The organism is Enterobacter sp. ECC-175 (assembly GCF_043968675.1).
In the GTDB taxonomy this organism is placed as follows: Bacteria; Pseudomonadota; Gammaproteobacteria; order Enterobacterales; family Enterobacteriaceae; genus Enterobacter.
Map to the genome: position 1 here is coordinate 4,258,228 of NZ_CP143776.1, position 24,399 is coordinate 4,282,626.

Genomic DNA, 24,399 nt, shown 5'->3' on the forward strand with positions numbered 1-24,399 from the left:
TAAGTTAGTCACAATTTGTGTGAATATTCGATTTTCATCGCACGTCAAGGCTGTAAATGGAAACAGTAGTCGAGGTTATTCCCAGTTATCCCACTTTTCTGTGGATAACATGGTGTAAGATCCTGTTCATTGCCAGTGACCAGAATTGAACAACCGGAATTTACGCCGCGTAAAGAGGGAGAATAACAATTAAAAGAATCTATAAATCATACACATGGCGTATTTACCCAGAAAAAGTTAGACTCTATCCACAAGGTGCATTTTCTTAGTTCATTTTTTAATCAAAAGGTTAACATCATGCATTCGCTGGCCCCGCTGCTCTCTCCTCCTTCAAGTGAAGCGCAACTTCTCGCCCAGGCGCAGCGCCTGGCGGGCCTTTCGCTGGGAGAACTGGCAGCGATCGCGGGTTTACCTGTGCCAAAGGATCTCAAACGCGATAAGGGCTGGATCGGCATGCTGCTGGAACTGTGGCTTGGCGCCAGCGCGGGCAGCAAACCGGAACAGGATTTCGCCGCGCTGGGCGTTGAGCTAAAGACGATCCCTATAGACGGCCAGGGCAGACCGCTGGAAACCACCTTTGTTTGCGTGGCCCCGCTGACGGGCAATAGCGGCGTGACCTGGGAAACCAGCCACGTTCGGCATAAGCTCAAGCGCGTTCTGTGGGTGCCCGTAGAGGGCGAACGGCAGATCCCGCTTGCGGACAGGCGCATAGGCGCGCCCCTGCTCTGGAGCCCTGATGAAGAGGAAGAAAGGCAGCTATCCCAGGACTGGGAAGAGCTGATGGACATGATCGTCCTGGGCCAGGTGGAGCGCATTACCGCCCGACACGGCGAGGTGCTGCAGCTTCGCCCAAAGGCCGCCAACAGTAAGGCACTGACCGAAGCGGTCGGCGCCCGTGGCGAACCGATCCTGACGCTGCCGCGCGGCTTTTATCTCAAAAAGAATTTCACCGGCGCGCTGCTGGCACGTCATTTCTTACTGAATACCTAATGTTTTAACCAAAATTGCGCACTGGCTAACATAATGACCTGGTAATTAAGATTTTCCCGCTTTCCCCTGTCGAATTATCGGGTTATTACTACACTATGATGTGATACGAGCCAGGTGAGGACGATAACGATGAAAAAATGGGCAGTGATAATCTCGGCGGTCGGTTTAGCGTTTGCCGTTTCAGGCTGTAGCAGCGATTACGTGATGGCGACCAAAGACGGTCGTATGATTCTGACGGACGGCAAACCCGAAGTCGATGATGATACTGGTCTGGTAAGCTATCACGATCAGCAGGGCAATAAGATGCAAATTAATCGCGACGAAGTCTCACAGATTATTGAGCGATAACCGATAAAGGTCAGTATCTTACTGGCCTTTTTGATTTTTTTCCTTCCCCTTTCGCTTCCCCTCTGCCATGTTTATATTCCTTTGTCGGGAGGTTCCTGACGCGGTTTATAGGTCAATTGAAGGAAGCCGGCTATGCATTATCACCGTATCCCCCATAGCGCACTGGAAGTCAGCCAACTGGGGCTGGGCACGATGACGTTTGGTGAACAAAACAGCGAAGCCGATGCCCATGAGCAACTCGATTATGCCGTCAGTCAGGGCATTAACCTGATTGACGTGGCGGAAATGTACCCTGTACCTCCTCGCCCGGAGACGCAGGGCCTAACCGAAACCTACGTGGGTAACTGGCTGGCAAAACGCGGCAATCGCGAAAAGCTGGTTATCGCCTCGAAAGTCAGCGGCCCTTCGCGCAATAACGACGCGGGGATCCGCCCGAATCAGATCCTCGATCGCAAGAACATTCGCGCCGCGCTGGATGCCAGCCTGAAGCGTCTGCAAACCGATTATCTCGATCTTTACCAGGTTCACTGGCCGCAGCGCCCAACCAACTGCTTCGGTAAGCTCGGCTACAGCTGGAGCGATAGCGCTCCCGCCGTGAGCCTGCTTGAAACGCTGGAGGCGCTGACGGAGTGCCAGCGCGCGGGCAAGATCCGCTACATCGGCGTGTCGAACGAAACGGCGTTTGGCGTGATGCGCTATCTGCACCTCGCGGACAAGCACGATCTGCCGCGCATCGTCACCATTCAGAACCCCTACAGCCTGCTGAACCGCAGCTATGAAGTCGGCCTGGCGGAAGTGACGCAGTACGAAGAGGTGGAGCTGCTGGCATACTCCTGCCTGGGCTTTGGCACGCTAACCGGTAAGTACCTGAACGGCGCTAAGCCCGCCGGCGCGCGCAACACGCTTTTCAGCCGTTTTACCCGCTACAGCGGCGAGCAGACGCAGAAGGCCGTGGCGGCCTACGTGGATATCGCCAGGCGTCACGGCCTGGACCCAGCCCAGATGGCGCTGGCCTTCGTGCGTCGCCAGCCGTTCGTGGCCAGCACCCTGCTTGGCGCAACGACGATGGAACAGCTGAAAACGAACGTTGAGAGTTTCCATCTGAACCTGAGTGAAGAGGTGTTAGCGGAGATTGAGGCAGTGCATCAGGTGTACACCTACCCGGCACCGTAATAAAAGCAAAACGGCAACTGAGTTGCCGTTTTTAGTGTTTGCGCCCACTCCGGTTGAAGAGGGCTTCAGGCCGCCATCGGGCACTGATATCAGCGCCGACGCTGCCAGATCCACAGCCCGCTAATCGCCAGCGCAAACAGCGCACCAAAACCAATGCCGATCGCCACCACCGGCGCGCCCGCCTTCACCGCCAGCGAATAAAGCCCCAGCATCAGCAGCATGGCAACGTTTTCGCCCAGGTTTTGCACCGCTATCGCATTGCCTGCCCCCACGGTCTGCTTGCCGCGCTCCTGCAATAGCGCATTCAGCGGAACCACAAAGAAGCCGCCCAGTATGCCCATCAGGATCAGCAGGGCATACGCGGGCAACAGCGCGTGCTGGACCGAGAAGATCAGCACCACAACGCCGATGAGTATCCCCGCGGGCATACAGCGCGCGACCGTTTCCAGCGTCACCAGCTTAGCCGCCGCCCCCGCGCCGACGACAATGCCAATCGCCACCATTGCATTAAGGTAGGTCGGCGTGGCGTTGTCGACGATGCCGAGCGCCACGGGCACCCACAGCACCAGCAGAAAGCGCAGCGTGACGCCCGCGCCCCAGAACATGCTGGTGCCCATCAGCGAAAAACGGGTTTCGCCGTTGCGCCACAGCACGCGGCAGGCGTTGAAGAAGCTGCTCGTCATCGGTGCGAAGCGCCAGGATTGCCCCGGACGCGCCACCGGCAGCGTGGGGATAAACAGGTTAGCGATAACCGCGCCCCCGTAGACCACGGCGCACACGCCCAGCGCGGCCAGCACGTGCCAGTCGGCCAGCACGCCGCCCGCCACGGAGCCAACCAGGATCGCCGCAATGGTCGAGGACTCCATCAGGCCGTTGGCCTTGACCAGCTTATCGCCGGTCGTCAGTTCGCCGAGAATACCGTACTTCGCCGGAGAATAGGCCGCCGCGCCGATCCCCACCAGCGTGTAGCCGATAAACGGGTTGATGCCGAAGCAGATGCTGGCCGCGCCAAGCAGCTTCAGGCCGTTGGCGAACATCATCACCCGGCCTTTCGGAAAGCTATCCGCTACCTGCCCCACAAAAGGCGCAAAGATGATGTAAGCACCCACAAACACCATCTGCAGAACCGGCTGGCTCCAGTCGGGGTAAAACTCGGCCTTGAGCAGCGCCAGGGTCGCAAACAGCAGCGCGTTATCGCCGAAGGCGGAAAGAAACTGGGCGGCAATGACCGCCATCATGCTTTTCGACCAGATAGAGGTGTTAGTGTGTGCTGACTCACGCATTATGCTGTTCCGCCTCTTCAACCATGCCTTTAAGGGTCACGAAATCGGGCTTGCCGCTGCCCAGCACCGGAAGCTGCTTGAGGTAGCGAATATCGCGCGGTACCGCCAGCTCGGGAATGCCGTGCTCGCGCGCGTGCTTGAGCAGCCGATCGCGCCTGAGCTCGCTGTCGGTGGTAAAGAGCACCAGCGCTTCCCCTTTGCTGGCGTCGCTTTTCACTACGGTGGCGTGAAGCCTGTCGGCAGAGACCGCCATCGCCAGCTGTTCCACCGTCTCAAGCGAGACCATTTCACCCGCAATTTTGGCGAAGCGCTTTGCGCGTCCCTGGATCTGCACGTAGCCCTGCTCGTCGAAGCGGACAATATCGCCGGTATCGTACCAGCCGGTCTCGATGTCGCCGTTGACGTTTTCCGCCGTCGGCGCTTCCAGCACGCCCGGATTTTCGACCCGCAGATAGCCGTTCATCACGTTTGGCCCCTTCAGCTGCAGGCGACCACCGTCCTCAATGCCCGGCACCGCCAGCAGGCGCGCGTCCAGCCCCGGCAGCAGCCTTCCCACCGTGCCCGGCTTCGCGGCCATCGGCACGTTGATGGAGACCACGGGCGCACACTCCGTCACGCCGTAGCCTTCCAGAATGCGCAGGCCAAACTTGTCCTGCCATATTTGGCGCGTGCTCTCCTGGAGCTTCTCGGCCCCGGCAACCACATACCGCACGCGGAAGAAGTCGTACGGGTTGGCAAAGCGGGCATAGTTGCCGAGGAAGGTTGACGTGCCGAAGAGGACGGTACAGTTGCGGTCGTACACCAGCTCCGGCACGACGCGGTAGTGCAGCGGGCTCGGATACAGAAAGACCTCCGCACCGGTCAGCAGCGGCGTAAACAGGCCCACCGTGAGGCCAAACGAGTGGAACAGCGGCAGCGCCGACATAAAGCGGTCTTTTGCCGTAAAATCGGCGATAGTTTTGATCTGCTCTACGTTCGCCAGAATGCTTTTGTGGCTATGCACCACGCCCTTCGGATGGCCTTCGGAACCGGAGGTAAAGAGGATAATCGCGTCGTCTTCCGGCTTCTGCTTCACCTGCGCCAGATGCGGCATCAGCAGGTGGGCGAAGATCCACAGCTTATCGCCCGTCGTGACGTCCGCTTTTAAGTCTTCAAGGAATACCCAGCGAACCTGCGTAAGCTGTTCCGGCAGGTGCCACAGCTTGCCCTTGTCGAGAAACTGACGGGAGGTGAAGACGGTGTTGATTTGTGCCGCCGTGATGGCGCTGGTCAGCCCCTTGACGCCCGCCGTGTAGTTCATCATCGCCGGGATGCGCCCGCGCGCGACGGCACCGAAGATCACCGCCGCGCTGATCCCCGCGTTCGGCAGCATCAGGCCAATCTTTTCGCCGCGCTTGCTGTACTTCTCAAGAATACGCCCCACGAACAGGGTCTTGGTCAGCAGCTTGCGATAGGTGTCCGGGGTAAAATTAACGTCTTCAATACAGTTTTTCTTCGCGCCGTAGCGGTACTGCGCCGACAGCAGGGACTCGTACAGCGTTTCGCGCGGGCGAACCGCCATGCGCGCTTCCATCATGATCTGGTGGAGCATTTCACCGGCAATTTTACGGCGGTCGCGGGCGCGCGGCGCGTCCGGCATCGGCAGCGACGTCGGCGGCAGAATGTGGAGGGTAATTTTCGGGAACAGACGCTGCTTCACCAGCCCTTTCAGGCGGCTGAAGTGGGTTAGCTCCGCGCCTTCAATGCGCAGCGGCACAACGGTTGCCCTGGACTTCGCGGCCACAAACCCCGCGCCGTCATAAATTTTCATCAGCGAGCCGGTAACGGAGATCCGTCCCTCCGGAAATATGACCACCGGGCGGCCCTGCTCAATCAGGCGCACCAGATGCTTAATCATCATCGGCTTCGTCGGGTCGAGCGGTACAAAATCAATCAGCGGCGCCAGCCAGCGCATAAACCACTTTTGGCTGATGGAGGTGTAGACCGCAAATACCGGACGCCCGGGTAAAAACAGCGCCAGCAGGATGCCGTCGATAAAGGAAACGTGATTGGGCGTAATGAGCACGCGTTCGCCATTAAGCGCCTGGGTATCGCCTGTTACGCGGACGCGAAACAGAATGCGGAAGAGTGTACGGAAGAACCCAAATAGCATCTCAACTCCTTTTGCCAGCCAGTGTGAGGGGTTAGGTTAAAGAGTGGCAGATTACACGAGAAGTGATAGGGGAGCGACAGCAAAAATAGAGGCGAAAAAAAACCTGCGCATCCGCGCAGGCTGGTGCAAGAGATGAGTACGAAACCGTACTAAGAATTCTCACCAATCAATACCTCTGGGATCTTGATTGTGGTCGTTCGCTATCGGCTTCGCCAGTGGGAAAACGCAAGGGAATGAACCGAAATGCAACCAGGTGTGAATATTCGCTTTTGCTGTTACAGGTTGAAGTTTCAGGCAAAAAAAAACCTGCGTATCAACGCAGGCTGGTGTAAGTCGTGTTCATCAACCGGAGCTGATTCCACCTATCAATACCTCTGGGATCTCGACTCTAGCAACACGCTCTCGACGCTGGCTACCGGACAATCGCAACAGCCTGAGGCAAAGTGTAACTAAAGGTTCTAATTGACATTCTTTTGTCATGCTTAGCAGTGTAACGATTACACCAGCCCGGGGTGTTCTGCGTCACGTTTGTCGAGGTTCAAAACCCGTCCCCCTTGAATGCGCGCCGCTTTTCCGCAACACTAATTGGTGTGTAAACGCTTACCCCTAATAAGAAGGTATTAAATGGCGACAATTAAGGACGTGGCCCGGCTGGCGGGCGTTTCCGTCGCAACCGTCTCGCGCGTGATTAACGCGTCTCCTAAAGCCAGCGAGGCATCCCGCCTGGCCGTACAAACCGCCATGGACACCCTGAACTATCACCCCAACGCCAACGCGCGCGCGCTGGCCCAGCAGTCGACCGAGACGATTGGGCTGGTCGTAGGCGATGTCTCCGATCCCTTTTTCGGCGCGATGGTCAAAGCCGTGGAACAGGTGTCGTACCAGACGGGCAACTTTCTGCTGATCGGCAACGGCTACCATAACGAACTGAAAGAACGCCAGGCGATTGAACAGCTGATTCGCCACCGCTGCGCCGCGCTGGTGGTTCACGCCAAAATGATCCCCGACGCCGAGCTGATTCATTTGATGAAGCAGATCCCCGGCATGGTGATCATCAACCGCATCATTCCCGGCTTTGAACAGCGCTGCGTGGCGCTCGACGACCGCTACGGGGCCTGGCTTGCCACCCGTCATCTGATCCAGCAGGGCCACACCCGCATCGGCTATCTCTGCTCCAACCACCCTATTTCCGACGCCGAAGATCGCCTGCAGGGCTATTACGATGCGCTGCGGGAAAACGGCCTGCCGTGCAACGACAGGCTGGTGGCTTACGGCGAGCCGGACGAAAGCGGCGGCGAGCAGGCGATGACCGAGCTTCTGGGCCGCGGAAAGAACTTTACGTCCATCGCCTGCTACAACGACTCGATGGCCGCCGGAGCAATGGGCGTATTAAACGATAACGGAATCGACGTGCCGGCAGAGATTTCGCTGATTGGCTTTGATGACGTGCTGGTTTCTCGCTACGTGCGACCGCGCCTGACCACCGTGCGCTACCCGATTATCACCATGGCAACGCAGGCGGCAGAGCTGGCCCTCGCGCTTGCGGATAACCGCCCGCCGCCGGAGATTACGCATCTGTTTAGCCCGACGCTGGTCCGCCGTCACTCCGTGGCATCCCCCGTGGAAGAACAGAGCGAATAGCGATACAGATGAACCGTTTTATCCGGGTATTCCAGCCCGTCACCGATGTACTGCCAGCCGTAACGTTCGTAGAAGTCACGGCAGGCTGACCAGAGGTGAAGCTCGGCGTACCCTGCCTGCCTGGCATACGCCTGTACGTGCTGCTGTAAACGCCCCGCCAGCCCCTGCCCGCGCGCCGATTCGTCAACGTAAAGCGACGCCAGCCAGGGATAAAGATCCTGACGCGCGATCAGGTCGCAGCGCCACAGCCCCACGGTGCCCAGCAGTCGCTCCCCCTCCACGGCGATAAACGTGAGCGGCAGCGCGTCCGGCGTCAGGCTGTGTTCAACAATGCTCTGGAAAAAGGCGCGCGGAAGCCCGTCGCCGAAGGCTTTCCAGATCCAGTCAATGACCTGTTCGGTAAACCGCGGTGCGGCGTACAGCGGTTGAATGTTCATCTCGGCTTTTCCTTAACGAGCGGCACGGCTCAAGACGGCCAGTGCCGCCGTTCGATCGGACTTTTGTTGAGTGAGAGGCGGGTAGCATGCCAAAGATCGCCCGCCCGTTCAGCATGTTTTGTCTTAAAGCGCACAGCGCAGCGGGTGCTGTGCCAGAGGAGGATGCCCCCCTCGCCCTTCAACCCTTTATGCCGTTCGGGCGGATCGTCTCCAAAAGCGTGATCGCGATAGATTTTTTGCCCTTCCCGCGCCGCTTAAGGCCCGGATGGTCTGTGGTAAACTGCAGATCGTTACGTGGAATCAGGAATGTCTAATGGCAACAATGCTGGATGTCTCACTGCGCGCGGGCGTGTCGAAGGCCACCGTCTCGCGCGTGCTGAACGGCACGGGTCAGGTTAAAGAGAGTACGCGTCAGCAGGTTTTCAAGGCGATGGAAGAGCTGGGCTATCGGCCAAACTTCCTCGCGCGTTCGCTCGCCAACCAGACCAGCAACAGCATCGGTCTGGTGGTGTCGACCTTTGACGGTTTTTACTTTGGTCGCCTGCTGCAGCAAGCCTCCCGGCAGACCGAAACGCACGGCAAACAGCTGATCGTCACCGACGGCCACGATGCGCCCGAGCTTGAAGAGCAGGCCGTACAGATGCTGGCGGATCGCAAGTGCGACGCTATCGTGCTGTACACCCGCTACATGAGCGAAAAAGCGATCATGAAGCTGATCCACTCCGTGCAAACGCCGCTGGTGGTGATCAACCGCGAGGTCAGCCAGGCGGCAGATCGCTGCGTGTTCTTCGAGCAGCAGGACGCCGCGTTTAAGGCGGTGGATTATCTGATCGGCCAGGGACACCGGGAGATTGCCTGCATTACCGTTCCGATTCATACCCCGACCGGGAAGGCGCGCCTGATGGGCTACCGCAAGGCGCTGGAAAAGCACGGGATTTGCCTCGATGAACGACGCATAAAGTATGGCGATGCGGGCATGACGCGGGGATATGAACTGTGCAAGGAGCTGATTGGCGAAGGGGTGACGTTTAGCGCCCTGTTTGCCTGCAACGATGATATGGCGCTGGGTGCGTCCAAGGCGTTGCACCAGGCGGGGCTGCGCATTCCGCAGGACGTTTCTCTGTTTGGTTTTGACGACGCGCCGAGCGCGAAGTGGCTGGAGCCTGCGCTTTCGTCGGTCTATTTGCCGATCGATAATATGATCGTGACGGCTATCGATCAGGCGATTCGGCTGGCAAAGAACCAGCCGGTCGAAGCGATCCCGCCGTTTACCGGCACGCTGGTGCTGCGCGACTCGGTGACGACGGGGCCGTATTTTACTCAGAAGCACTCAAGCGCGATAAGCTCCTGAATCGTCTGGCGGCGGCGAATCAGCTTCGCAGCGCCGTTATCAAACAGCACTTCCGGCAGCAGCGGACGGCTGTTGTAGTTGGACGACATGGACGCACCGTACGCGCCCGTATCGTGCAGCACCAGGTAATCCCCCGGCTTGACGTCCGGCAGCGCGCGGGTTTCGACCTTACCGCCTTCCTGCTGGGTAAATACGTCGCCGGATTCACACAGCGGCCCCGCCACGACGGTCTCTCTATGCGGCGCGTCGGTTAGGTCGCGGCCATCGGCGGCCAGCGCGCTGATATGGTGGTAGCTGCCGTACATTGACGGGCGCATCAGATCGTTAAAGCCCGCGTCGATCAGCACGAAGTGGCGGCTTCCCATCTCCTTCACGCTGCGAACCTGCGCCACCAGCACCCCGGACTCCGCCACCAGGAAACGTCCCGGTTCGATCTCCAGCTTCACCGCATGGCCAAGGTGCGCGGCGATGTTGTCGCGCGCGGCGCTCCACAGGCCGTAGTAGTGAGCGGTATCGATCGCCTCTTCCCCCTCGCGGTAAGGAATGGACAGCCCGCCGCCTGCGGAGATCGCCTCCAGATCCTGATCAAAGTCGATCACCTGCTGCACCATTGCGCCGCAGACCTGCTCAAGGTGGCCGTAGTCCACGCCCGAGCCGATGTGCATGTGAATGCCCACCAGCTTCAGGCCGTAGCGCTGAAGCACCGCAAGCGCGGCCGGAAGGTCGGCATACCATATGCCGTGCTTGCTGTTTTCGCCGCCGGTATTGGTTTTTTGGCTATGGCCGTGGCCGAAGCCCGGGTTGATGCGCAGCCAGACGCGATGGCCCGGTGAAACCTGCCCGAGCTGTTCCAGCATATCCACCGACCCGGCGTTCACCGGGATCTGCAGTTCGTGCACGCGCGCAAGGGTCGCGTCGTCGATCAGATCGGCGGTAAAGACAATCGCGTCGCTATCGGCTTTCGGATCGAACCCTGCCGCCAGCGCGCGTTCAATTTCGCCTAAGGATACGGAGTCCACCTTCACGCCCTGCTCGCGCATCAGGCGCAAAATATGGATATTAGAGCAGGCCTTTTGCGCGAAACGCACTACGTCAAACTGATGCAGCGCGGCGATCTTCTCGCGAATAATCTGCGCGTCGTAGACCCACACCGGGCAGCCAAATTCGGCCGGCAGGCGCAGCAGGTTTTCAGCGTTCAGGTCAGTTTTCGTCTGGTTAAGCGGGCGTGGCATGGTGTACTCCGGGGATCGTCATTTTTTTCTATTACGCCACACTGAATAGGGAATAAAAAATATCGTTTTTTCGCGAGTCTATGCAAAAATGATATGGATAACTTCCTGCCACAGGTGCCCTATGTCCGTCATCAACTTACGCCACATTGAGATTTTCCACGCGGTGATGACTACCGGCAATCTCACCGAAGCCGCGCAGATGCTGCATACCTCACAGCCGACCGTCAGCCGCGAGCTGGCGCGCTTTGAAAAAGTGCTGGATCTGAAATTATTCGAACGCGCGCGCGGCAGGCTGCACCCCACGGTTCAGGGATTGCGCCTGTTTGAGGAGGTGCAGCGCTCCTGGTACGGGCTGGACAGAATCGTCAGCGCCGCGGAGAGCCTGCGGGAATTTCGCCAGGGCGAGCTGTCCATCGTCTGCCTGCCGGTGTTTTCGCAATCCTTTTTACCGTCGCTGCTTCAGCCCTTCCTGACCCGCTATCCTGACGTTAATTTCTCGATCGTTCCGCAGGAATCCCCGCTGCTGGAGGAGTGGCTTTCCGCGCAGCGCCACGATCTTGGCCTGACTGAAACGCTTGTCACTCCGGCGGGCACGTCGCGCACGGAGCTGCTCTCTTTAGACGAGGTTTGCGTCCTGCCTGCCGGACATGCGCTTGCGGATAAAAGCGAATTAACGCCCGCAGATTTTCACGGCGAGAACTACATCAGCCTGTCGCAAACCGACAGCTATCGCCAGCTGCTGGATTCGCTGTTTGCGGAGCATCAGGTGAAAAGAAGAATGGTGGTAGAAACGCACAGCGCCGCCTCAATTTGCGCCATGGTGCGCGCCGGCGTCGGGGTTTCCGTCGTTAACCCGCTTACGGCGCTGGACTACGCCGGAAGCGATATTGTGATTCGGCCGTTTAGCGTATCGGTTCCGTTTACCGTGAGCCTGATTCGTCCGCTGCACCGCCCGGCGTCCGCGCTGGTGGATGCCTTTACCGCACATCTCATTGAGCATGTTAGACAGGTAGCGCTTCGCTTACCTGGCCGACCAAACCCGTTATGACAGCATAAATTCCACGGCATCCGCGGCGTGAATAGCGGTGGTATCAAATACCGTAACAGGGCTTCGCTCGGCCGGGACCAGCAGGCCGATCTCCGTGCAGCCGAAGATAACGCCTTGCGCGCCCTGCTGCGCCAGCTTTTCAATCACGCTAACGTAGTACGCGCGGGACGTTTCGCTGAAGGTGCCGAGGCAAAGCTCCTCGAAGATAATCTGATTAATGCGCGCCCGGTCGGCTTCGTCCGGGATGATGCTTTCAATACCAAACTCGCTGCTTAAGCGCCCGCGGTAAAAATCCTGCTCCATGGTGTAACGCGTGCCCAGCAGCGCCACCCGCGATACGTTCGCGGCGCTAATCGCCCGGCCCGTTGCGTCGGCAATGTGCAGAAACGGCAATGAACAGGCCGTTTCGATATGGGACGCCACCTTATGCATAGTGTTGGTACAGAGCAAAATCCCTTCCGCGCCCGCGCGCTCCAGCCCGAGCGCCGCCTGCGCCAGGATCTCGCCCGCTTTATCCCATTCGCCGCTCGCCTGGCAGGCCTCGATGTCGTGAAAATCCACGCTGTGCAGCAGCAGGCTTGCCGAGTGCAGGCCGCCCAGCCGCTGTTTTATGCCCTCATTAATAAGGCGATAATAGGGAAGGGTTGATTCCCAGCTCATGCCACCCAATAACCCGATTGTTTTCATGGTTCCTCCCGTACGTTTACCCCAGTGAAGCAAACTTAGCGGCCCGTTACCAGCGAGAGCTATTTCTGACATAAAAAAAGGCGCTATGCATAGCGCCTTGTTTGTCACTTTACGGCTTATTCCGCCGCGCTTTGCACATGCGGGCGTCGGGAACGCATGGCCTCACGCAGTAGGACGCTGCCGCACGCCAGCAGGCCGCCAATGAATGCAGCCAGCACGATAATCAGCGCTTTGCCCGGGCCGTCTTTTTTGATCGGCATTGACGGTGAAAGCTGATATTTAAACGGCTCAATATCTACGTCGTCAAAAGACAGCTTTTGCAGCTGCGTCAGGTAATATTCGCGGTTCTGGAAATCAGCGTTCAGCTCGGCCACGTCTTTCAGGTTCTTTTCAATCTGCAGCTTCTGGGCAATGCCGTCCGCCCCCAGCGCAACCGAGTAGTCCGGATCGTCTTTTACCGCCTGGCCGTTGCTGTACACCGGCTTCTTAATGCCCGCCGCATTCGCCACTTTGAGGGAGTAGTTGAGGCGCTGCAAGTTGGTGTTGTGGGCATTGGTCAAACGCACGCGATCCAGCTCCAGCTGCTGTTCCACCATTTTGGTTTTCAGGGCAACCTGATTGCGGATATTTTGCATCGTCTCCTGCTCCACGAGGCTGGAGATGTACTTGATATACCCTTCCAGCACCGCCTGGGCATCTCCCGCGGTTGGGGCGGTGAAGCTTAGCGTCCACGAGGCATAGGGCGCTTTGTCCGCATCTTTCGCCAGGGTATTGTCGACGGCTTTCATCCTGTCGGAAATGTTGACCACCGCACGGTGCAGCTCCAGCGGATCGACGTCAGCCTCTGTGAGCTGAGCCATCACGTACGGCGATGATGTCATGTACTCTTCCAGCAGGGACTGAGACTGAAACTTTTTAATAAACAGGTTAAAAACGTCCCCGCGCGAAACCTTAGCGTCAATATCCAGCACCTGCAGGGAGACCAGCATCTGGCGCAGCGGGTTCCACTGCGTCTGTTCTGCCGGGGTGATAACCGATTTACTGGTCCACTTTTGCGGAAGCAGGAAGGCCACCACCAGGCCGGCCAGCGCAAAGGCAAACGTCATGGCGGCGATGCGTTTTTTGGCCGCAAGCAGAATGTCTAACAGGCCCAGGAGATCGATCTCTTTTTGATCGTTTGCCGCATAGGCGTGGTGAGGGAAATCCACATCCGTATTTTTTTTGAAGTCCATGACTGACATATCAATTCTTCTATTTGTTCGGTGGGGGAAGCGGTCTGTCTGAGTGCGCAGTTTCATTTATGATACAAGAAACTAAGAATCTTCTGATAGTACATATAAACCAAATTGATATGTCGCTATCATATTTAGTAGTTATTTCTGAATACCCCTATTTTTCATAAGCCGTACAAATATCGCTATTCGACTCCCAGAAAAAAGAACACTCAATAAGCACGAAAAAAAGCCGGGAAGCGTTTCGCCCTTCCCGGCTTTTTTTCGTTTACTCACCCGGCAGACACCGGGCAGCGGCCTCACAAACCGATATTCCTCAGCTTCTCACCGGCCATCAGCTTGCGTTCAATGTGCTCCAGCGTCACGCCTTTGGTTTCTGGGATCAGCCAGAACGTAATGCCAATAAACGCCACGTTCAGCGCGGTATAAAGCCAGAACGTCCCGGCGGCACCAATCGCGTCCAGCAGCGTCAGGAAGGTTGCGCCGATGATCATGTTCGACACCCAGTTGGTGGTGGTCGAACAGGTGATGCCAAAGTCACGGCATTTCAGCGGCTGGATTTCAGAGCAAAGGATCCACACGACCGGCGCGGCGCTCATCGCATAGCCGGCAATACACATCATGGTCATCCCCACCGACAGCCAGGAGAGCCCGCTCGACGCCGTACCGTTGTCAAACTGCATCAGGCAGTAGCCGAGGATCAGCGTGCCAATCGCCATGACGCTGAAGCCAATCTTCAGCGCCGGCTTACGTCCGGCCTTATCGACGGTGAATACCGCAATGAAGGTGGCGAACATAAAGGTCAGCCCGACGACCAGCGTGGCGATCATCTGCTGCTCGGTAGTGGTAAACCCGGCCATTTTGAAGATGCGCGGCGCGTAGTACATGATGATGTTCATGCCGGTAAACTGCTGCATTGCCTGCAGCAGCATGCCGAGAAACACCGCGCGGCGCACGTTGCGGTTCACCCTGAACAGCGCCCATCCGCCCTGCTTGAGCTTCAGGCTTTCGCGGATCTCGTTCAGCTCTTCGCGCGCTTTTTCGGAGGTGTCGCGCAGCATGCGCAGCACCTCTTCCGCCTCAACGTGACGCCCTTTTTGCGCCAGCCAGCGCGGGCTGTTCGGCAAAAAGATGACTAACACGATGAGCAGTACCGCAGGCAGCGCCAGCACGCCGAGCATCGCCCGCCAGTTGCCGCTGTAGCTGAAATACGTATCGGACAAAAACGCCAGCACAATGCCGAGCGTGACCATCAGCTGATACATGCTGATCATCTTGCCGCGCACGTTTTCGCTCGCCATTTCAGAGAGATACAGCGGCGCGGTATAGGAGGCGATCCCGACGGCAACGCCCAGCAGCACGCGGGAGAGCAGCAGCACCTCGACGTTCGCCGCAAAGGCAGAGCCAATGGAGCCCGCGACAAACAGGATCGCCCCGACCATCAGGCTGTATTTACGCCCAAGGCGGAACGAGAGCCAGCCGTTGAACAGCGCGCCGATGGCTGCGCCGAGCATCATGTTGCTCACCACCCACTCCTGCAGGCGGTTGCTCAGCGTAAAGTGATCGGTAATAAAGGGCAGCGCGCCGGCAATCACGCCGATATCCAGACCAAACAGCAGGCCGGCAACCGCGGCGGCAATGGAGACAAACTGGTTCATGCGGCGGGTATCGCGTAACACGCCCGACGCCAGGGTAGAGTCATTTATTGATGTCATAATTTCCTGCCTGAACAGCTAAAACATGCAATGAAATTACGAGAAAGCCAGAGAAAGTGTCAGGCGGGAATCCGCGAAGATATGGATGATTTCGCTGTGGCATAGCGATCTGTGATGGACATTACAATTTCAATGAACGGTGAAACACCTCCACTTTTTATTAATCCCCTAATTTATAAGCATTAAAACTGTGATATTCATCATTTATGCTTTTTTGATATGGATTTTTCGTCTTGAGCCATATGGATAATGACTATTTTTGCGAAAAAAAACCTCCGCTCAGGAGCAGAGGTTCATACCTGCATAAGCAGTTACCGCGCCAGCCAGCCGCCGTCCACCGCCACGGTATAGCCGTTGATGTAATCAGATGCAGAAGACGCGAGGAACACAATCGGTCCCTTGAGATCGTCCGGCAGCCCCCAGCGGCCCGCCGGAATGCGGTCCAGGATCTCGCTGCTGCGCTGTTCATCGGCGCGAAGCTGCTGGGTATTGTTGGTCGCCATATAGCCCGGCGCAATCGCATTCACGTTGATGTTGTGCTTCGCCCACTCGTTCGCCAGCAGGCGGGTGACGCCCATTACGGCGCTTTTCGACGCGGTGTAAGACGGCACGCGGATGCCGCCCTGGAAGGAGAGCATGGAGGCGATATTGATAATCTTGCCGCCGTTGCCCTGAGCAATAAAGTGCTTCGCCGCGGCCTGAGACATAAAGAACACGCTTTTGATGTTCAGGTTCATTACGTCGTCCCAGTCGCGCTCGCTGAAGCTGATCGCGTCTTCGCGGCGGATCAGGCCCGCGTTGTTGACCAGAATGTCGATATGGCCAAACTCCGCCACCGCGCGTTCCAGCAGCGCGGGGATAGCGTCGATTTTGCGCAGGTCGGCGGTCAGGCTCAGGAAGCGGCGGCCCAGCGCGGTCACGCGCTCAATGGTTTCCGTAGGCTCAACGATGTTAATACCCACAATATCGCAGCCCGCTTCCGCCAGGCCTAGCGCCATGCCCTGGCCCAGGCCGGTGTCACAGCCCGAAACCACGGCCACTTTACCCTGCAGAGAAAATGCATCCAGAATCATGTTTGTTCCTTACTCGTTCAGCGCCCGTCATCAACAGGCAGATTGATACAACACCGCCCGCGACTAGCGCAGATCCTTAACCGCAACGTGGTCCATGTCATCGAAGACCTGGTTCTCGCCGACCATGCCCCAGATAAAGGTGTAGGCTTTGGTCCCCACGCCGGAGTGAATCGACCAGCTCGGCGAAATGACCGCCTGCTCGTTGTGCATCACGATGTGGCGCGTCTCCCGCGGCTGCCCCATCATGTGGAACACGCAGGCATCGTCATCCATGTTGAAGTAGAAATAGACCTCCATGCGGCGCTCGTGCGTGTGGCACGGCATGGTGTTCCACAGGTTGCCCGGCGCCAGCTCGGTCAGCCCCATGCTGAGCTGGCAGGTTTCCAGCACGTCCGGCACAAAGTATTTATTGATGGTCCTGCGGTTACTGGTGAGGTCGTCGCCAAGCGTGACCGGCGCAACGTCGTCAGGCGTCACCTTTTTGGTGGGATACGCCGTGTGGGCCGGGGCGCAGTTGTAATAAAACTTCGCCGGTTTGCCGGCGTCGACGCTGGCAAAGACCACCTCTTTCGCGCCCTGACCAATATAGAGCGCATCGCGATGGCCAATCTCGTAGCATTGTCCATCGACCGTGACGGTGCCCGGGCCGCCGATATTGATCGTCCCCAGCTCGCGACGCTCCAGGAAGTAGCTCACGCCGAGCTGTTTACCCACCTCGCCGCCGACGGAGACGGTTTGCGCCACCGGCATGATGCCCCCCACAATGATGCGGTCGATATGGCTGTAGACCATGGTGTACCTGTCGGCTTCGAACACCTGCTCAACTAAAAATTCACCGCGCAGCCCCTGAGTATCCAGCGTTTTCGCATGCGCACTGTGGATGCTTTGTCTGACGTCCACGTTAACCTCCAGAATTGACCGTGCCCGCAGGCAGAAAAATTAACGAAACAACGTTCCGTTTTCATGATGGAGACATACTATCCGCTGAGAATGGGCTTTTCAATTACATTTAAAACATCGTTTCATTTTTTACACATCTTAATACCAGAAGTGTAGTGACGATCACGAATGAGGGATATCTAAGAGAAAGAAAAAACTGAGGTGAAATAATTTTATTATATAAAACAATATATTAATAAGACTTTGAATTTTGACATTCTTAAAAACAAACCGTGCAGAAATTTAAAGATGGTTCACGCGTAAAAAAAAACCTCCCAACGGGAGGCTTTCGTTAAGCTGAAGTATTTCGTCTAGCGCTCAATAGCCAGCGCGACGCCCTGGCCGCCGCCGATACAGAGCGTGGCAAGCCCTTTGCGGGCGTTACGCTTCATCATTTCATGGACGAGCGATACCAGTATCCGGCAGCCCGATGCGCCAATCGGATGGCCAAGCGCGATCGCCCCGCCGTTAACGTTAACCCGCAGCGGGTCCCATTCCAGCATTTTTCCGACCGAGATGGCCTGCGCCGCATAGGCTTCATTCACTTCGATCAGATCGACGTCGGCCAGCTCCCAGCCCGCGCGCTCGAGGCAGCGCCGGGTGGCATACACCGGTGCAATGCCCATGAGCGCCGGGTCCACGCCCACGCTGGCAAAGGCCTTGATGCGCGCCAGCACGGGAAGATCGAGCTCCTGCGCTTTGCTTTCGCTCATCATCATCACCGCGGCGGCGCCGTCGTTAATGGAGGACGCGTTGCCCGCCGTAACCGATCCCATCATTTCAAAAGCCGGATGGAGCTTTGCCAGCCCTTCCGCGCTGGCGTCGGTGCGCGGCTGTTCGTCGGTATCGACGCTCATGCTTTCACCGTTTTGGTGCCGGGTGCTGACGGGGACAATCTCATCGCGAAAGCGCCCGGAATCAATCGCGGCACGGGCCTTTTGCTGAGAGCTTAGCGCGTAGGCGTCCTGAAGCTCGCGGCTGATGCCGTACTCGCGCGCCAGGTTTTCCGCCGTCACGCCCATGTGATAATCGTTGAAGGCGTCCCACAGCCCGTCGTGAACGAGGCTGTCGAGCAGCTGGCTGTTCCCCAACTGCGCGCCGGTCCGGCTGTCGGTGAGCACGTGAGGCGCGCGGCTCATATTTTCCTGGCCGCCCGCAATCACCACTTCCGCCTCGCCGCACTGAATGGCCTGGGTGGCAAGGTGCAGCGCCTTCAGGCCCGAGCCGCAGACGTCGTTGATGGTGATGGCGGAAACGGTGTTCGGCAGGCCGCCCTTCAGCGCAGCCTGACGCGCAGGGTTTTGCCCGGCGCCGGCGGTCAGCACCTGACCGAGGATCACCTCATCGACTTCATGCGCGGCAACCCCGCAGCGTTCCACCAGCGCTTTGACCACCACGCTGCCTAAATCAACGGCGGAGTGGCGCGCCAGTGCGCCCTGAAAACAGCCAATGGCCGTACGCAACGCGCCCACGATAACGACATCTTTCATCACGACCTCTGGGTAAAATGACATGACGATAGTAGATGCATTGCTATCAACAATTAACGCAATTGTTTAAAATTAGTGAGTTTAATCACAAGGATTAGCGCGCGTCCTGCAAATACTGGCGCAGCCAGCTTCCCGCCACGCCCGGCGGCGATCGCTTATTCCACAGCAAATCGATGGCGATCGAACGCGGCCAGCCGGGCACGTTCAGCTGCACCAGCGATTTCGACGCCGCAAATTCTTCCACCAGCGCGCAGGGCAGCGCGCACCAGCCGAATCCCTGCACCGCCATGCTCAGGAGCAGCAGGTAGTTCGGCGCGGACCAAACCGGCCCCCGCGCCAGCGACGGTTCGCGCTCAAGATAAGTGTTCAGCCGCAGCTCTCGCCAGCCGTGCAGCTCGTCGGCCTGCGTTTCGTGCTGCCCGGCCAGCGGATGGGTGGTTGAGACATAAATCGCCATTCGGGTCTGAATGGGAAGCCGGGTCACGCCGATGCCAATCGGATAGCTGTCGCGCGCTTCCGTCAGGCCGACCTGCGCCCGCTCCTTCTGCAGCAGGTCGATAACGTCCTCTTCCTCACCGATCAGGCACTCAAATTCGGTATGCGGAAAGCGCTGGTCGAACTGGGTCATCAGCTCTTCCAGCACGGCCGGGTTTAGCGTGTCTGAGAGCACGAACGTCAGGCGAGCCTCGGTCTGCGCCGTGAGCGTTACCGCCAGCTCGTCCAGCCGCGCGCTGGCGGCGAGGATAGACTGCACGTACCCCAGCACCTGCTGCCCCTGCGCGGTAAGCACCGGCTGACGGGCCGAGCGGTCGAAGAGCTCAACGCCCAGGTCCGCCTCCAGGTTGGCGATAGAGGTGCTAATGGTGGATTGGCTTTTGCGCAGGCGACGCGCGGCGGCGGAGAAGGAACCTGCCGCGACGGTTTCAACAAACGCCGTCAGGGCTTCGGGGGAATAGCGCATAGAAGTATCTATTTTATCGATGGATACCATCTTTTATATATCATCTTTTGCGATAAAAATAGGCGCCCACACCGCCCATACCGGCGAATGAATGAGGTCAATGCTATGCAACAACAAGATGCACTCCAACGTAAGCTGCCGGAGCGGATCTTCCATGCCGTCTGCTTTGAAGGGATCGCGACGGCCATTCTCGCCCCCACGGCGGCGTGGCTCATGCAGCGCTCCGTGGTTGAAATGGGCGGGCTGACCATCATCCTGGCGACGACGGCGATGCTATGGAACATTATCTACAACTTCGGCTTTGACCGCTTCTGGCCGGTGCAGCGCGTAAAGCGCACGGCGAAAGTGCGCGCCCTGCACGCGCTGGGCTTTGAGTGCGGGTTTATCGTCATCGGCGTGTCTATCGTTGCCGCCGTGCTGGGCGTGACCCTGCTCCAGGCCTTTACGCTGGAGATTGGTTTCTTCCTGTTCTTCCTGCCGTACACCATGTTTTATAACTGGGCATACGACACGCTGCGCGAGAAAGTCATCAAGCGACGCCAGCAGCGACGCGCCCTGGCAAGCTAACGCTCCCCCTGGCCGGACGATCGATCCGGCCACACGCCTTCGAAGCAACTGCGCTCTCCCTTCAGAATTATGGTAAATTGCTCTTCTTTTTGTTCGTTTTATAGTTGATACGTTGCTCTAATGTCGAAAATTTGGTCAAAAGAAGAGACTCTCTGGAGTTTCGCTCTCTACGGCACGGCCGTGGGCGCAGGGACGCTTTTCCTGCCTATTCAGCTAGGCTCCGCAGGCGCGATTGTCCTGCTCATTACCGCCCTCGTGGCTTACCCGTTAACCTACTGGCCGCACAAGGCGCTGGCGCAATTCATCCTGTCGTCAAAGACCAAGGGGAATGAAGGGATCACCGGCGCGGTCAACCACTACTACGGCAAGAAAATCGGTAATCTGATTACCACGCTCTATTTTGTCGCCTTCTTTGTGGTGGTGCTGATTTATGCGGTGGCGATCACCAACTCGTTTACCGAACAGCTGGCAAAACGCATAACGGTTGATACGCCCGTGCGCATGCTGGTGAGCTTCGGCGTGGTGCTGGTGCTGAACCTGATATTCCTGATGGGCCGGCATATCACCCTAAAGGTGATGGGCTTTCTGGTTTTCCCGCTGATCGCCTATTTCCTGTTTGTCTCCCTCTACCTGACGGGAAGCTGGCAGCCGTCGCTGCTGACCGGTCAGGTCTCGTTCGATCGGCATACGCTGCATCAGGTGTGGATTTCGATCCCGGTGATGGTTTTCGCTTTTAGCCATACGCCGATTATCTCGACGTTCGCCGTTGACCGTCGCGAGAAATACGGCGACGCAGCCATGGGTAAATGCAAAAAAATCATGAAGGTGGCGTACCTGATCATCTGCCTGAGCGTGCTGTTCTTCGTGTTTAGCTGCCTGCTCTCTATCCCACCTTCGTACATCGTGGCGGCGAAGGAGGAAGGGGTGACCATTCTGTCGGCGCTGTCGATGATACCCTCTTCTCCGGCGTGGCTTGGCATTTCCGGCATTGTCGTGGCGATTATCGCGATGTCGAAATCGTTCCTCGGCACCTATTTTGGCGTGATTGAAGGGGCGACGGAGATCGTGAAATCGTCACTGAATCAGGCCGGCGTGAAGAAGAGCCGCGCGTTCAACCGCGCGATGTCGATTCTGATCGTGTCGCTGATTACCTTCGCGGTCTGCTGCATTAACCCGAACGCGATCTCGATGATTTACGCCATCAGCGGCCCGCTTATCGCCATGATTTTGTTCATCATGCCGACGCTGTCAACGTACCTGATTCCGTCGCTTAAGCAGTATCGTTCCCTCGGCAACCTGCTGACGCTGATCGTCGGCCTGCTGTGCGTATCGGTGATGTTTGTCGGCTAATCACCACCGCGCCCGACGCTCCGTCGGGCGCGCATTTTAGTCCCGCCCCAGCGTTTCCAGCGGAAACGGCCTGTCCTGCACCACCGTTTTCATCACCAGCGTAGAGCGCAGATGCTGCACGCCGGGCATCGCCGACAGCTTTTCGTCATACAGCTGCTGAAACGCCGACAGATCGCGGGTCACCACGTGCATCAGATAATCGGGATCGCCGAACAGGCGCTGCGCCAGCACGATCTGAGGGATCTCTTCCACCGCGTCTTCAAAAGCGCTAACCGCCTTCTTGTCCCCCTCTTTCAGCGTCGCAAAGACGATAGCCAGAAAGTTAAACCCCATTTTTGCCGGATCGAGATTGGCGCGATAGCCGGTAATAGCCCCGCTCTGCTCAAGCGCCCTCACGCGCCGGTGGCAGGGCGAGAGGCTCAGGTTCACGCGTTCAGCCAGGTCCGTGAGAGATAAACGCCCGTCAGACTGTAGCTCCGCAAGAATTTTTCGATCGATGCTGTCCATTTAGAAGATTTTCTCAATTTCACCGTATTACGAGCATAACATTGAAAGCTCATTTCGCGCGGATATCGTTATTCTTTCACTCACTGAATGAGAGGAGCACTGGAGTTTTACAGACGATGGAAATGAGCATCGTGGCCGGATTTTGGGTAGTGTCTTTTCTGCTCATCATGACGCCGGGAGCGGACTGGGCCTACACCATAAGTGCGGGTATCAACGGGCGGCGCGTCGTGCCTGCGGTCATCGGGCTGATATCGGGCCATCTGCTTGCCACGCTCATCGTGGTGGCAGGCGTTGGCGTGGTCATTGCCCGCCACCCGCTGGCGCTTACCGCGCTGACCCTCGCAGGCGCGCTCTATCTTCTGTGGCTGGGCGTCTCGCTTTTGCGTCATCCCGCCGCGCCGGAAAAAGCGCAGGGACTGGACGGCAGCTGGAACCAGTGGGCGGTAAAAGGCCTCTGCATTAGCGGCATGAATCCTAAAGTGTTTTTGTTGTTTTTGGCCCTGCTTCCGCAGTTTACGGACCCAAAAGGAAGCTGGTCGATAGCGATGCAGATGTCCGCACTCGGGTTTATGCACCTTTTTACCTGCACGCTGGTTTATCTGCTGGTGGGATATGGCGCAAAAGCGGTACTCACCACGCGCCCTCAGGCAGCGCGCGTGGTGGGTCGGGCATCAGGTGCGATTATGGTGGCGATCGCAGCAATTTTGCTGTTTGAACAACTGCGATAAAAAAACACCGGCTGTATCGCCGGTGTCGTTTTATCTACGCGCGAATGTCGTCATATTCCCGCGTATTATCAAACTCGTGTTTGGCAAACGGGCACAGCGGAATAATCTTGCGGTTCTCACCGCGCATTTTTTCCACCACTTTCGCCACCAGCTGCTTGCCCACGCCCTGCCCTTTCAGGCTCTCATCGACGTCGGTATGCTCGATAATGCTCAGATGCTCGCCGGTCGGCACGAAAACAATCTCGGCAACCTGATTGCCCTGTGCGTCATTCACGTAAAACGTGTTATGGCCTTCCAGAATTTCCATGGTTCCTCGCTTATTTATGGCGGTACTTCAGCGCACCGCTCGGGCAGGTATCGATCACGCGTACGACCGTGTTCACGTCAACTTCATCTGGAATGATCCACGGCTTGCGCTTGAGGTTGAACAGCGCCGCGCTCCCACGCACGCAGTTCCCCGAGTGCTTACAGATGCCGGTGTTAAAGTAGACGTCAATTTTTTCACCGGTATAGGCCCGGTAGCCCGCATCCAGTAGCTCTTTATCCATCACATTGCCTCTGTTGTTTTTATCTCAGGTAAGCATAGCGCGTAAGCGGAAGCATCAACAACGCACTTCCTGCCCGCAGGTGGTGCTGATAAAGTAACCCGCAATCGGCAAACACACCACACGTCACGCTATGATAAAACGGATTGATTATCAGATAGAAAAGTACCATTTTACCGAGCTAAACGAGACGCCCGAGCGCGCTCGCCAGTGGATGGAAGTGCTGGACGAATGCCGTCAGTCTCAGGCAGGCGCGGAGGAAAGATTGCGCATCGCGCTGCTGAACATGGAATATGTCACCAGCTTTGAGCTGCCTTTCCGGCTGCTGCTGATACGCACCCCGCAGCTGATTGCCGGGCTTAAGGATAAATTCCAAATCAATCGCAAAAGCGCCCTGTTCAACGGCAAGCGTTTTGGCTGTATCTGGAGCCTGAAGGCAAACATGAGCGATATGCCGGAAGAATTTCAGTATCGGCTGGTGACCCGCATCCGCCGCGTGGACTCCGCCGGGACGACCGCTGCGCCCTATCAGCAGATTGCCAAAGAGCTGAAAGCCCCGCGCGAGCGGTTGAAACGCGCCCTTGATGAAGGCCTGACGGTTTCAGCGCTGGACGGACTGTTCTGGTTTGGCCTGCAGCGTATCGCGGCGGATGTGCTGTACCTACGTAAAAAAGGCATGACGATTGAAACGCACGAAGCAGAGGTCTTTGATAGCCTGACGGGCACAACGAGACACGTTCCGGTTTATCGGCTGGGGAAGCGGTAGCATCCTGGTAATAAAGCGAAGAAGGGGCGTTAATTCTCGATGACGAGTAAGTTAAAGCTGCGGCAGGAGATTACGCAAGAATTGGGGAAGAATCTGGAGCGGGCGAAGGGAATCGAACCCTCGTATAGAGCTTGGGAAGCTCTCGTTCTACCATTGAACTACGCCCGCTTTGAGGTGCGTAAGG

The 24,399-nt window shown here is 57.5% G+C and carries 24 protein-coding genes, 1 tRNA gene and 1 pseudogene; 11 read left to right on the forward strand and 15 right to left on the reverse strand.

Going from position 1 to position 24,399, the window contains the following annotated elements:
* Positions 1-56 precede the first annotated feature (56 nt).
* From V1599_RS20150 to V1599_RS20165, 4 genes and pseudogenes are all read left to right on the forward strand, one after another.
* Positions 57-143, forward strand: a pseudogene (locus tag V1599_RS20150) (hypothetical protein); the annotation flags it as partial.
* Between the two features lie 154 nt (positions 144-297).
* On the forward strand, positions 298-990 hold the full coding sequence (gene mutH, locus V1599_RS20155; protein WP_112009757.1) for a DNA mismatch repair endonuclease MutH: 693 nt from the start codon (positions 298-300) through the stop codon (positions 988-990).
* Positions 991-1,119: 129 nt separating this feature from the next.
* Positions 1,120-1,338 (forward strand): lipoprotein YgdR, encoded by a 219-nt coding sequence (ygdR, locus tag V1599_RS20160; protein WP_112009758.1) that lies wholly within the window; start codon positions 1,120-1,122, stop codon positions 1,336-1,338.
* A 132-nt stretch (positions 1,339-1,470) separates the two neighbouring features.
* A complete protein-coding gene (locus tag V1599_RS20165; RefSeq protein ID WP_395300730.1) occupies positions 1,471-2,511 on the forward strand; it encodes an NADP(H)-dependent aldo-keto reductase in 1,041 nt (346 codons plus the stop codon).
* An 89-nt stretch (positions 2,512-2,600) separates the two neighbouring features.
* On the opposite strand, the gene lplT is transcribed toward V1599_RS20165, so the two are convergent.
* Together lplT and aas are read right to left on the reverse strand one after the other, a co-directional pair.
* On the reverse strand, positions 2,601-3,794 hold the full coding sequence (gene lplT, locus V1599_RS20170) for a lysophospholipid transporter LplT (protein ID WP_395300731.1): 1,194 nt from the start codon (positions 3,792-3,794) through the stop codon (positions 2,601-2,603).
* Positions 3,787-5,946 (reverse strand): bifunctional acyl-ACP--phospholipid O-acyltransferase/long-chain-fatty-acid--ACP ligase, encoded by a 2,160-nt coding sequence (aas, locus tag V1599_RS20175; protein WP_297115752.1) that lies wholly within the window; start codon positions 5,944-5,946, stop codon positions 3,787-3,789. The genes lplT and aas overlap by 8 nt, the downstream gene beginning before the upstream one ends.
* 624 nt (positions 5,947-6,570) lie before the next feature.
* Between aas and galR the strand changes: the two genes are divergently transcribed.
* Entirely contained in the window at positions 6,571-7,587 is a 1,017-nt protein-coding gene (gene galR, locus V1599_RS20180; protein ID WP_395300732.1) for an HTH-type transcriptional regulator GalR, read from the forward strand.
* On the opposite strand, the gene V1599_RS20185 is transcribed toward galR, so the two are convergent.
* Positions 7,548-8,024, reverse strand: a complete 477-nt coding sequence (locus V1599_RS20185) for a GNAT family N-acetyltransferase (RefSeq protein WP_297115755.1) — start codon at positions 8,022-8,024, stop codon at positions 7,548-7,550. The two genes, galR and V1599_RS20185, sit on opposite strands and share 40 nt — an antisense overlap.
* 313 nt (positions 8,025-8,337) lie before the next feature.
* Between V1599_RS20185 and V1599_RS20190 the strand changes: the two genes are divergently transcribed.
* Positions 8,338-9,375 carry a LacI family DNA-binding transcriptional regulator gene (locus tag V1599_RS20190; RefSeq protein ID WP_297115758.1) on the forward strand — a complete coding sequence of 346 codons (1,038 nt, stop codon included), beginning with the start codon at positions 8,338-8,340 and terminating at the stop codon, positions 9,373-9,375.
* On the opposite strand, the gene lysA is transcribed toward V1599_RS20190, so the two are convergent.
* A complete protein-coding gene (lysA, locus tag V1599_RS20195; protein ID WP_297115761.1) occupies positions 9,345-10,607 on the reverse strand; it encodes a diaminopimelate decarboxylase in 1,263 nt (420 codons plus the stop codon). The genes V1599_RS20190 and lysA overlap by 31 nt on opposite strands.
* Positions 10,608-10,728: 121 nt before the next feature.
* Between lysA and V1599_RS20200 the strand changes: the two genes are divergently transcribed.
* On the forward strand, positions 10,729-11,655 hold the full coding sequence (locus V1599_RS20200) for a LysR family transcriptional regulator (RefSeq protein ID WP_395300733.1): 927 nt from the start codon (positions 10,729-10,731) through the stop codon (positions 11,653-11,655).
* Here the strand turns inward: V1599_RS20200 and V1599_RS20205 are convergent.
* From V1599_RS20205 to V1599_RS20235, 7 genes are all read right to left on the reverse strand, one after another.
* Positions 11,650-12,342 carry an aspartate/glutamate racemase gene (locus V1599_RS20205; RefSeq protein WP_395300734.1) on the reverse strand — a complete coding sequence of 231 codons (693 nt, stop codon included), beginning with the start codon at positions 12,340-12,342 and terminating at the stop codon, positions 11,650-11,652. The genes V1599_RS20200 and V1599_RS20205 overlap by 6 nt on opposite strands.
* A gap of 116 nt (positions 12,343-12,458) precedes the next feature.
* A complete protein-coding gene (wzz(fepE), locus tag V1599_RS20210; RefSeq protein WP_297115769.1) occupies positions 12,459-13,583 on the reverse strand; it encodes an LPS O-antigen length regulator Wzz(fepE) in 1,125 nt (374 codons plus the stop codon).
* 290 nt (positions 13,584-13,873) lie between these two features.
* Positions 13,874-15,289 (reverse strand): sugar porter family MFS transporter, encoded by a 1,416-nt coding sequence (locus V1599_RS20215; protein WP_395300735.1) that lies wholly within the window; start codon positions 15,287-15,289, stop codon positions 13,874-13,876.
* A 311-nt stretch (positions 15,290-15,600) separates the two neighbouring features.
* Positions 15,601-16,362 (reverse strand): 2-dehydro-3-deoxy-D-gluconate 5-dehydrogenase KduD, encoded by a 762-nt coding sequence (kduD, locus tag V1599_RS20220; protein WP_395300736.1) that lies wholly within the window; start codon positions 16,360-16,362, stop codon positions 15,601-15,603.
* A gap of 63 nt (positions 16,363-16,425) precedes the next feature.
* Entirely contained in the window at positions 16,426-17,262 is an 837-nt protein-coding gene (gene kduI, locus V1599_RS20225; RefSeq protein WP_395300737.1) for a 5-dehydro-4-deoxy-D-glucuronate isomerase, read from the reverse strand.
* A 350-nt stretch (positions 17,263-17,612) separates the two neighbouring features.
* The gene (locus V1599_RS20230; protein WP_395300738.1) at positions 17,613-18,791 is read right to left on the reverse strand and encodes an acetyl-CoA C-acetyltransferase; all 1,179 of its coding nucleotides are present in this window, start codon (positions 18,789-18,791) and stop codon (positions 17,613-17,615) included.
* A 94-nt stretch (positions 18,792-18,885) separates the two neighbouring features.
* Positions 18,886-19,752, reverse strand: a complete 867-nt coding sequence (locus V1599_RS20235) for a LysR family transcriptional regulator (RefSeq protein ID WP_371187674.1) — start codon at positions 19,750-19,752, stop codon at positions 18,886-18,888.
* Positions 19,753-19,857: 105 nt separating this feature from the next.
* Here V1599_RS20235 and V1599_RS20240 point away from each other — a divergent pair, with 105 nt between their 5' ends.
* Together V1599_RS20240 and V1599_RS20245 are read left to right on the forward strand one after the other, a co-directional pair.
* Positions 19,858-20,319, forward strand: coding sequence for a multidrug/biocide efflux PACE transporter (locus V1599_RS20240; protein WP_112009775.1), 462 nt, complete (start codon positions 19,858-19,860; stop codon positions 20,317-20,319).
* Positions 20,320-20,439: 120 nt separating this feature from the next.
* A complete protein-coding gene (locus tag V1599_RS20245) occupies positions 20,440-21,669 on the forward strand; it encodes an amino acid permease (protein WP_395300739.1) in 1,230 nt (409 codons plus the stop codon).
* A 36-nt stretch (positions 21,670-21,705) separates the two neighbouring features.
* Here the strand turns inward: V1599_RS20245 and V1599_RS20250 are convergent, their stop codons facing one another.
* Positions 21,706-22,176, reverse strand: coding sequence for an Lrp/AsnC family transcriptional regulator (locus V1599_RS20250; RefSeq protein WP_112009777.1), 471 nt, complete (start codon positions 22,174-22,176; stop codon positions 21,706-21,708).
* 116 nt (positions 22,177-22,292) lie between these two features.
* Between V1599_RS20250 and V1599_RS20255 the strand changes: the two genes are divergently transcribed.
* Positions 22,293-22,904: a LysE family translocator gene (locus tag V1599_RS20255; RefSeq protein ID WP_112009778.1), complete on the forward strand. Its 612-nt coding sequence runs from the start codon at positions 22,293-22,295 to the stop codon at positions 22,902-22,904.
* Positions 22,905-22,938: 34 nt separating this feature from the next.
* Here V1599_RS20255 and V1599_RS20260 read toward each other — a convergent pair whose 3' ends face one another.
* Complete coding sequence (locus tag V1599_RS20260; protein ID WP_395300740.1) at positions 22,939-23,211, reverse strand: GNAT family N-acetyltransferase; 273 nt, start codon at positions 23,209-23,211, stop codon at positions 22,939-22,941.
* Between the two features lie 10 nt (positions 23,212-23,221).
* Positions 23,222-23,452 (reverse strand): 4Fe-4S mono-cluster protein YjdI, encoded by a 231-nt coding sequence (yjdI, locus tag V1599_RS20265; protein WP_112009780.1) that lies wholly within the window; start codon positions 23,450-23,452, stop codon positions 23,222-23,224.
* A gap of 130 nt (positions 23,453-23,582) precedes the next feature.
* On the opposite strand from yjdI, the gene V1599_RS20270 reads away from it, so the two are divergent.
* The gene (locus V1599_RS20270) at positions 23,583-24,215 is read left to right on the forward strand and encodes a DNA-binding protein (RefSeq protein WP_395300741.1); all 633 of its coding nucleotides are present in this window, start codon (positions 23,583-23,585) and stop codon (positions 24,213-24,215) included.
* A gap of 94 nt (positions 24,216-24,309) precedes the next feature.
* Here the strand turns inward: V1599_RS20270 and V1599_RS20275 are convergent.
* Positions 24,310-24,383 (reverse strand) — tRNA-Gly (locus V1599_RS20275).
* Between the last annotated feature and the right edge of the window lie 16 nt (positions 24,384-24,399).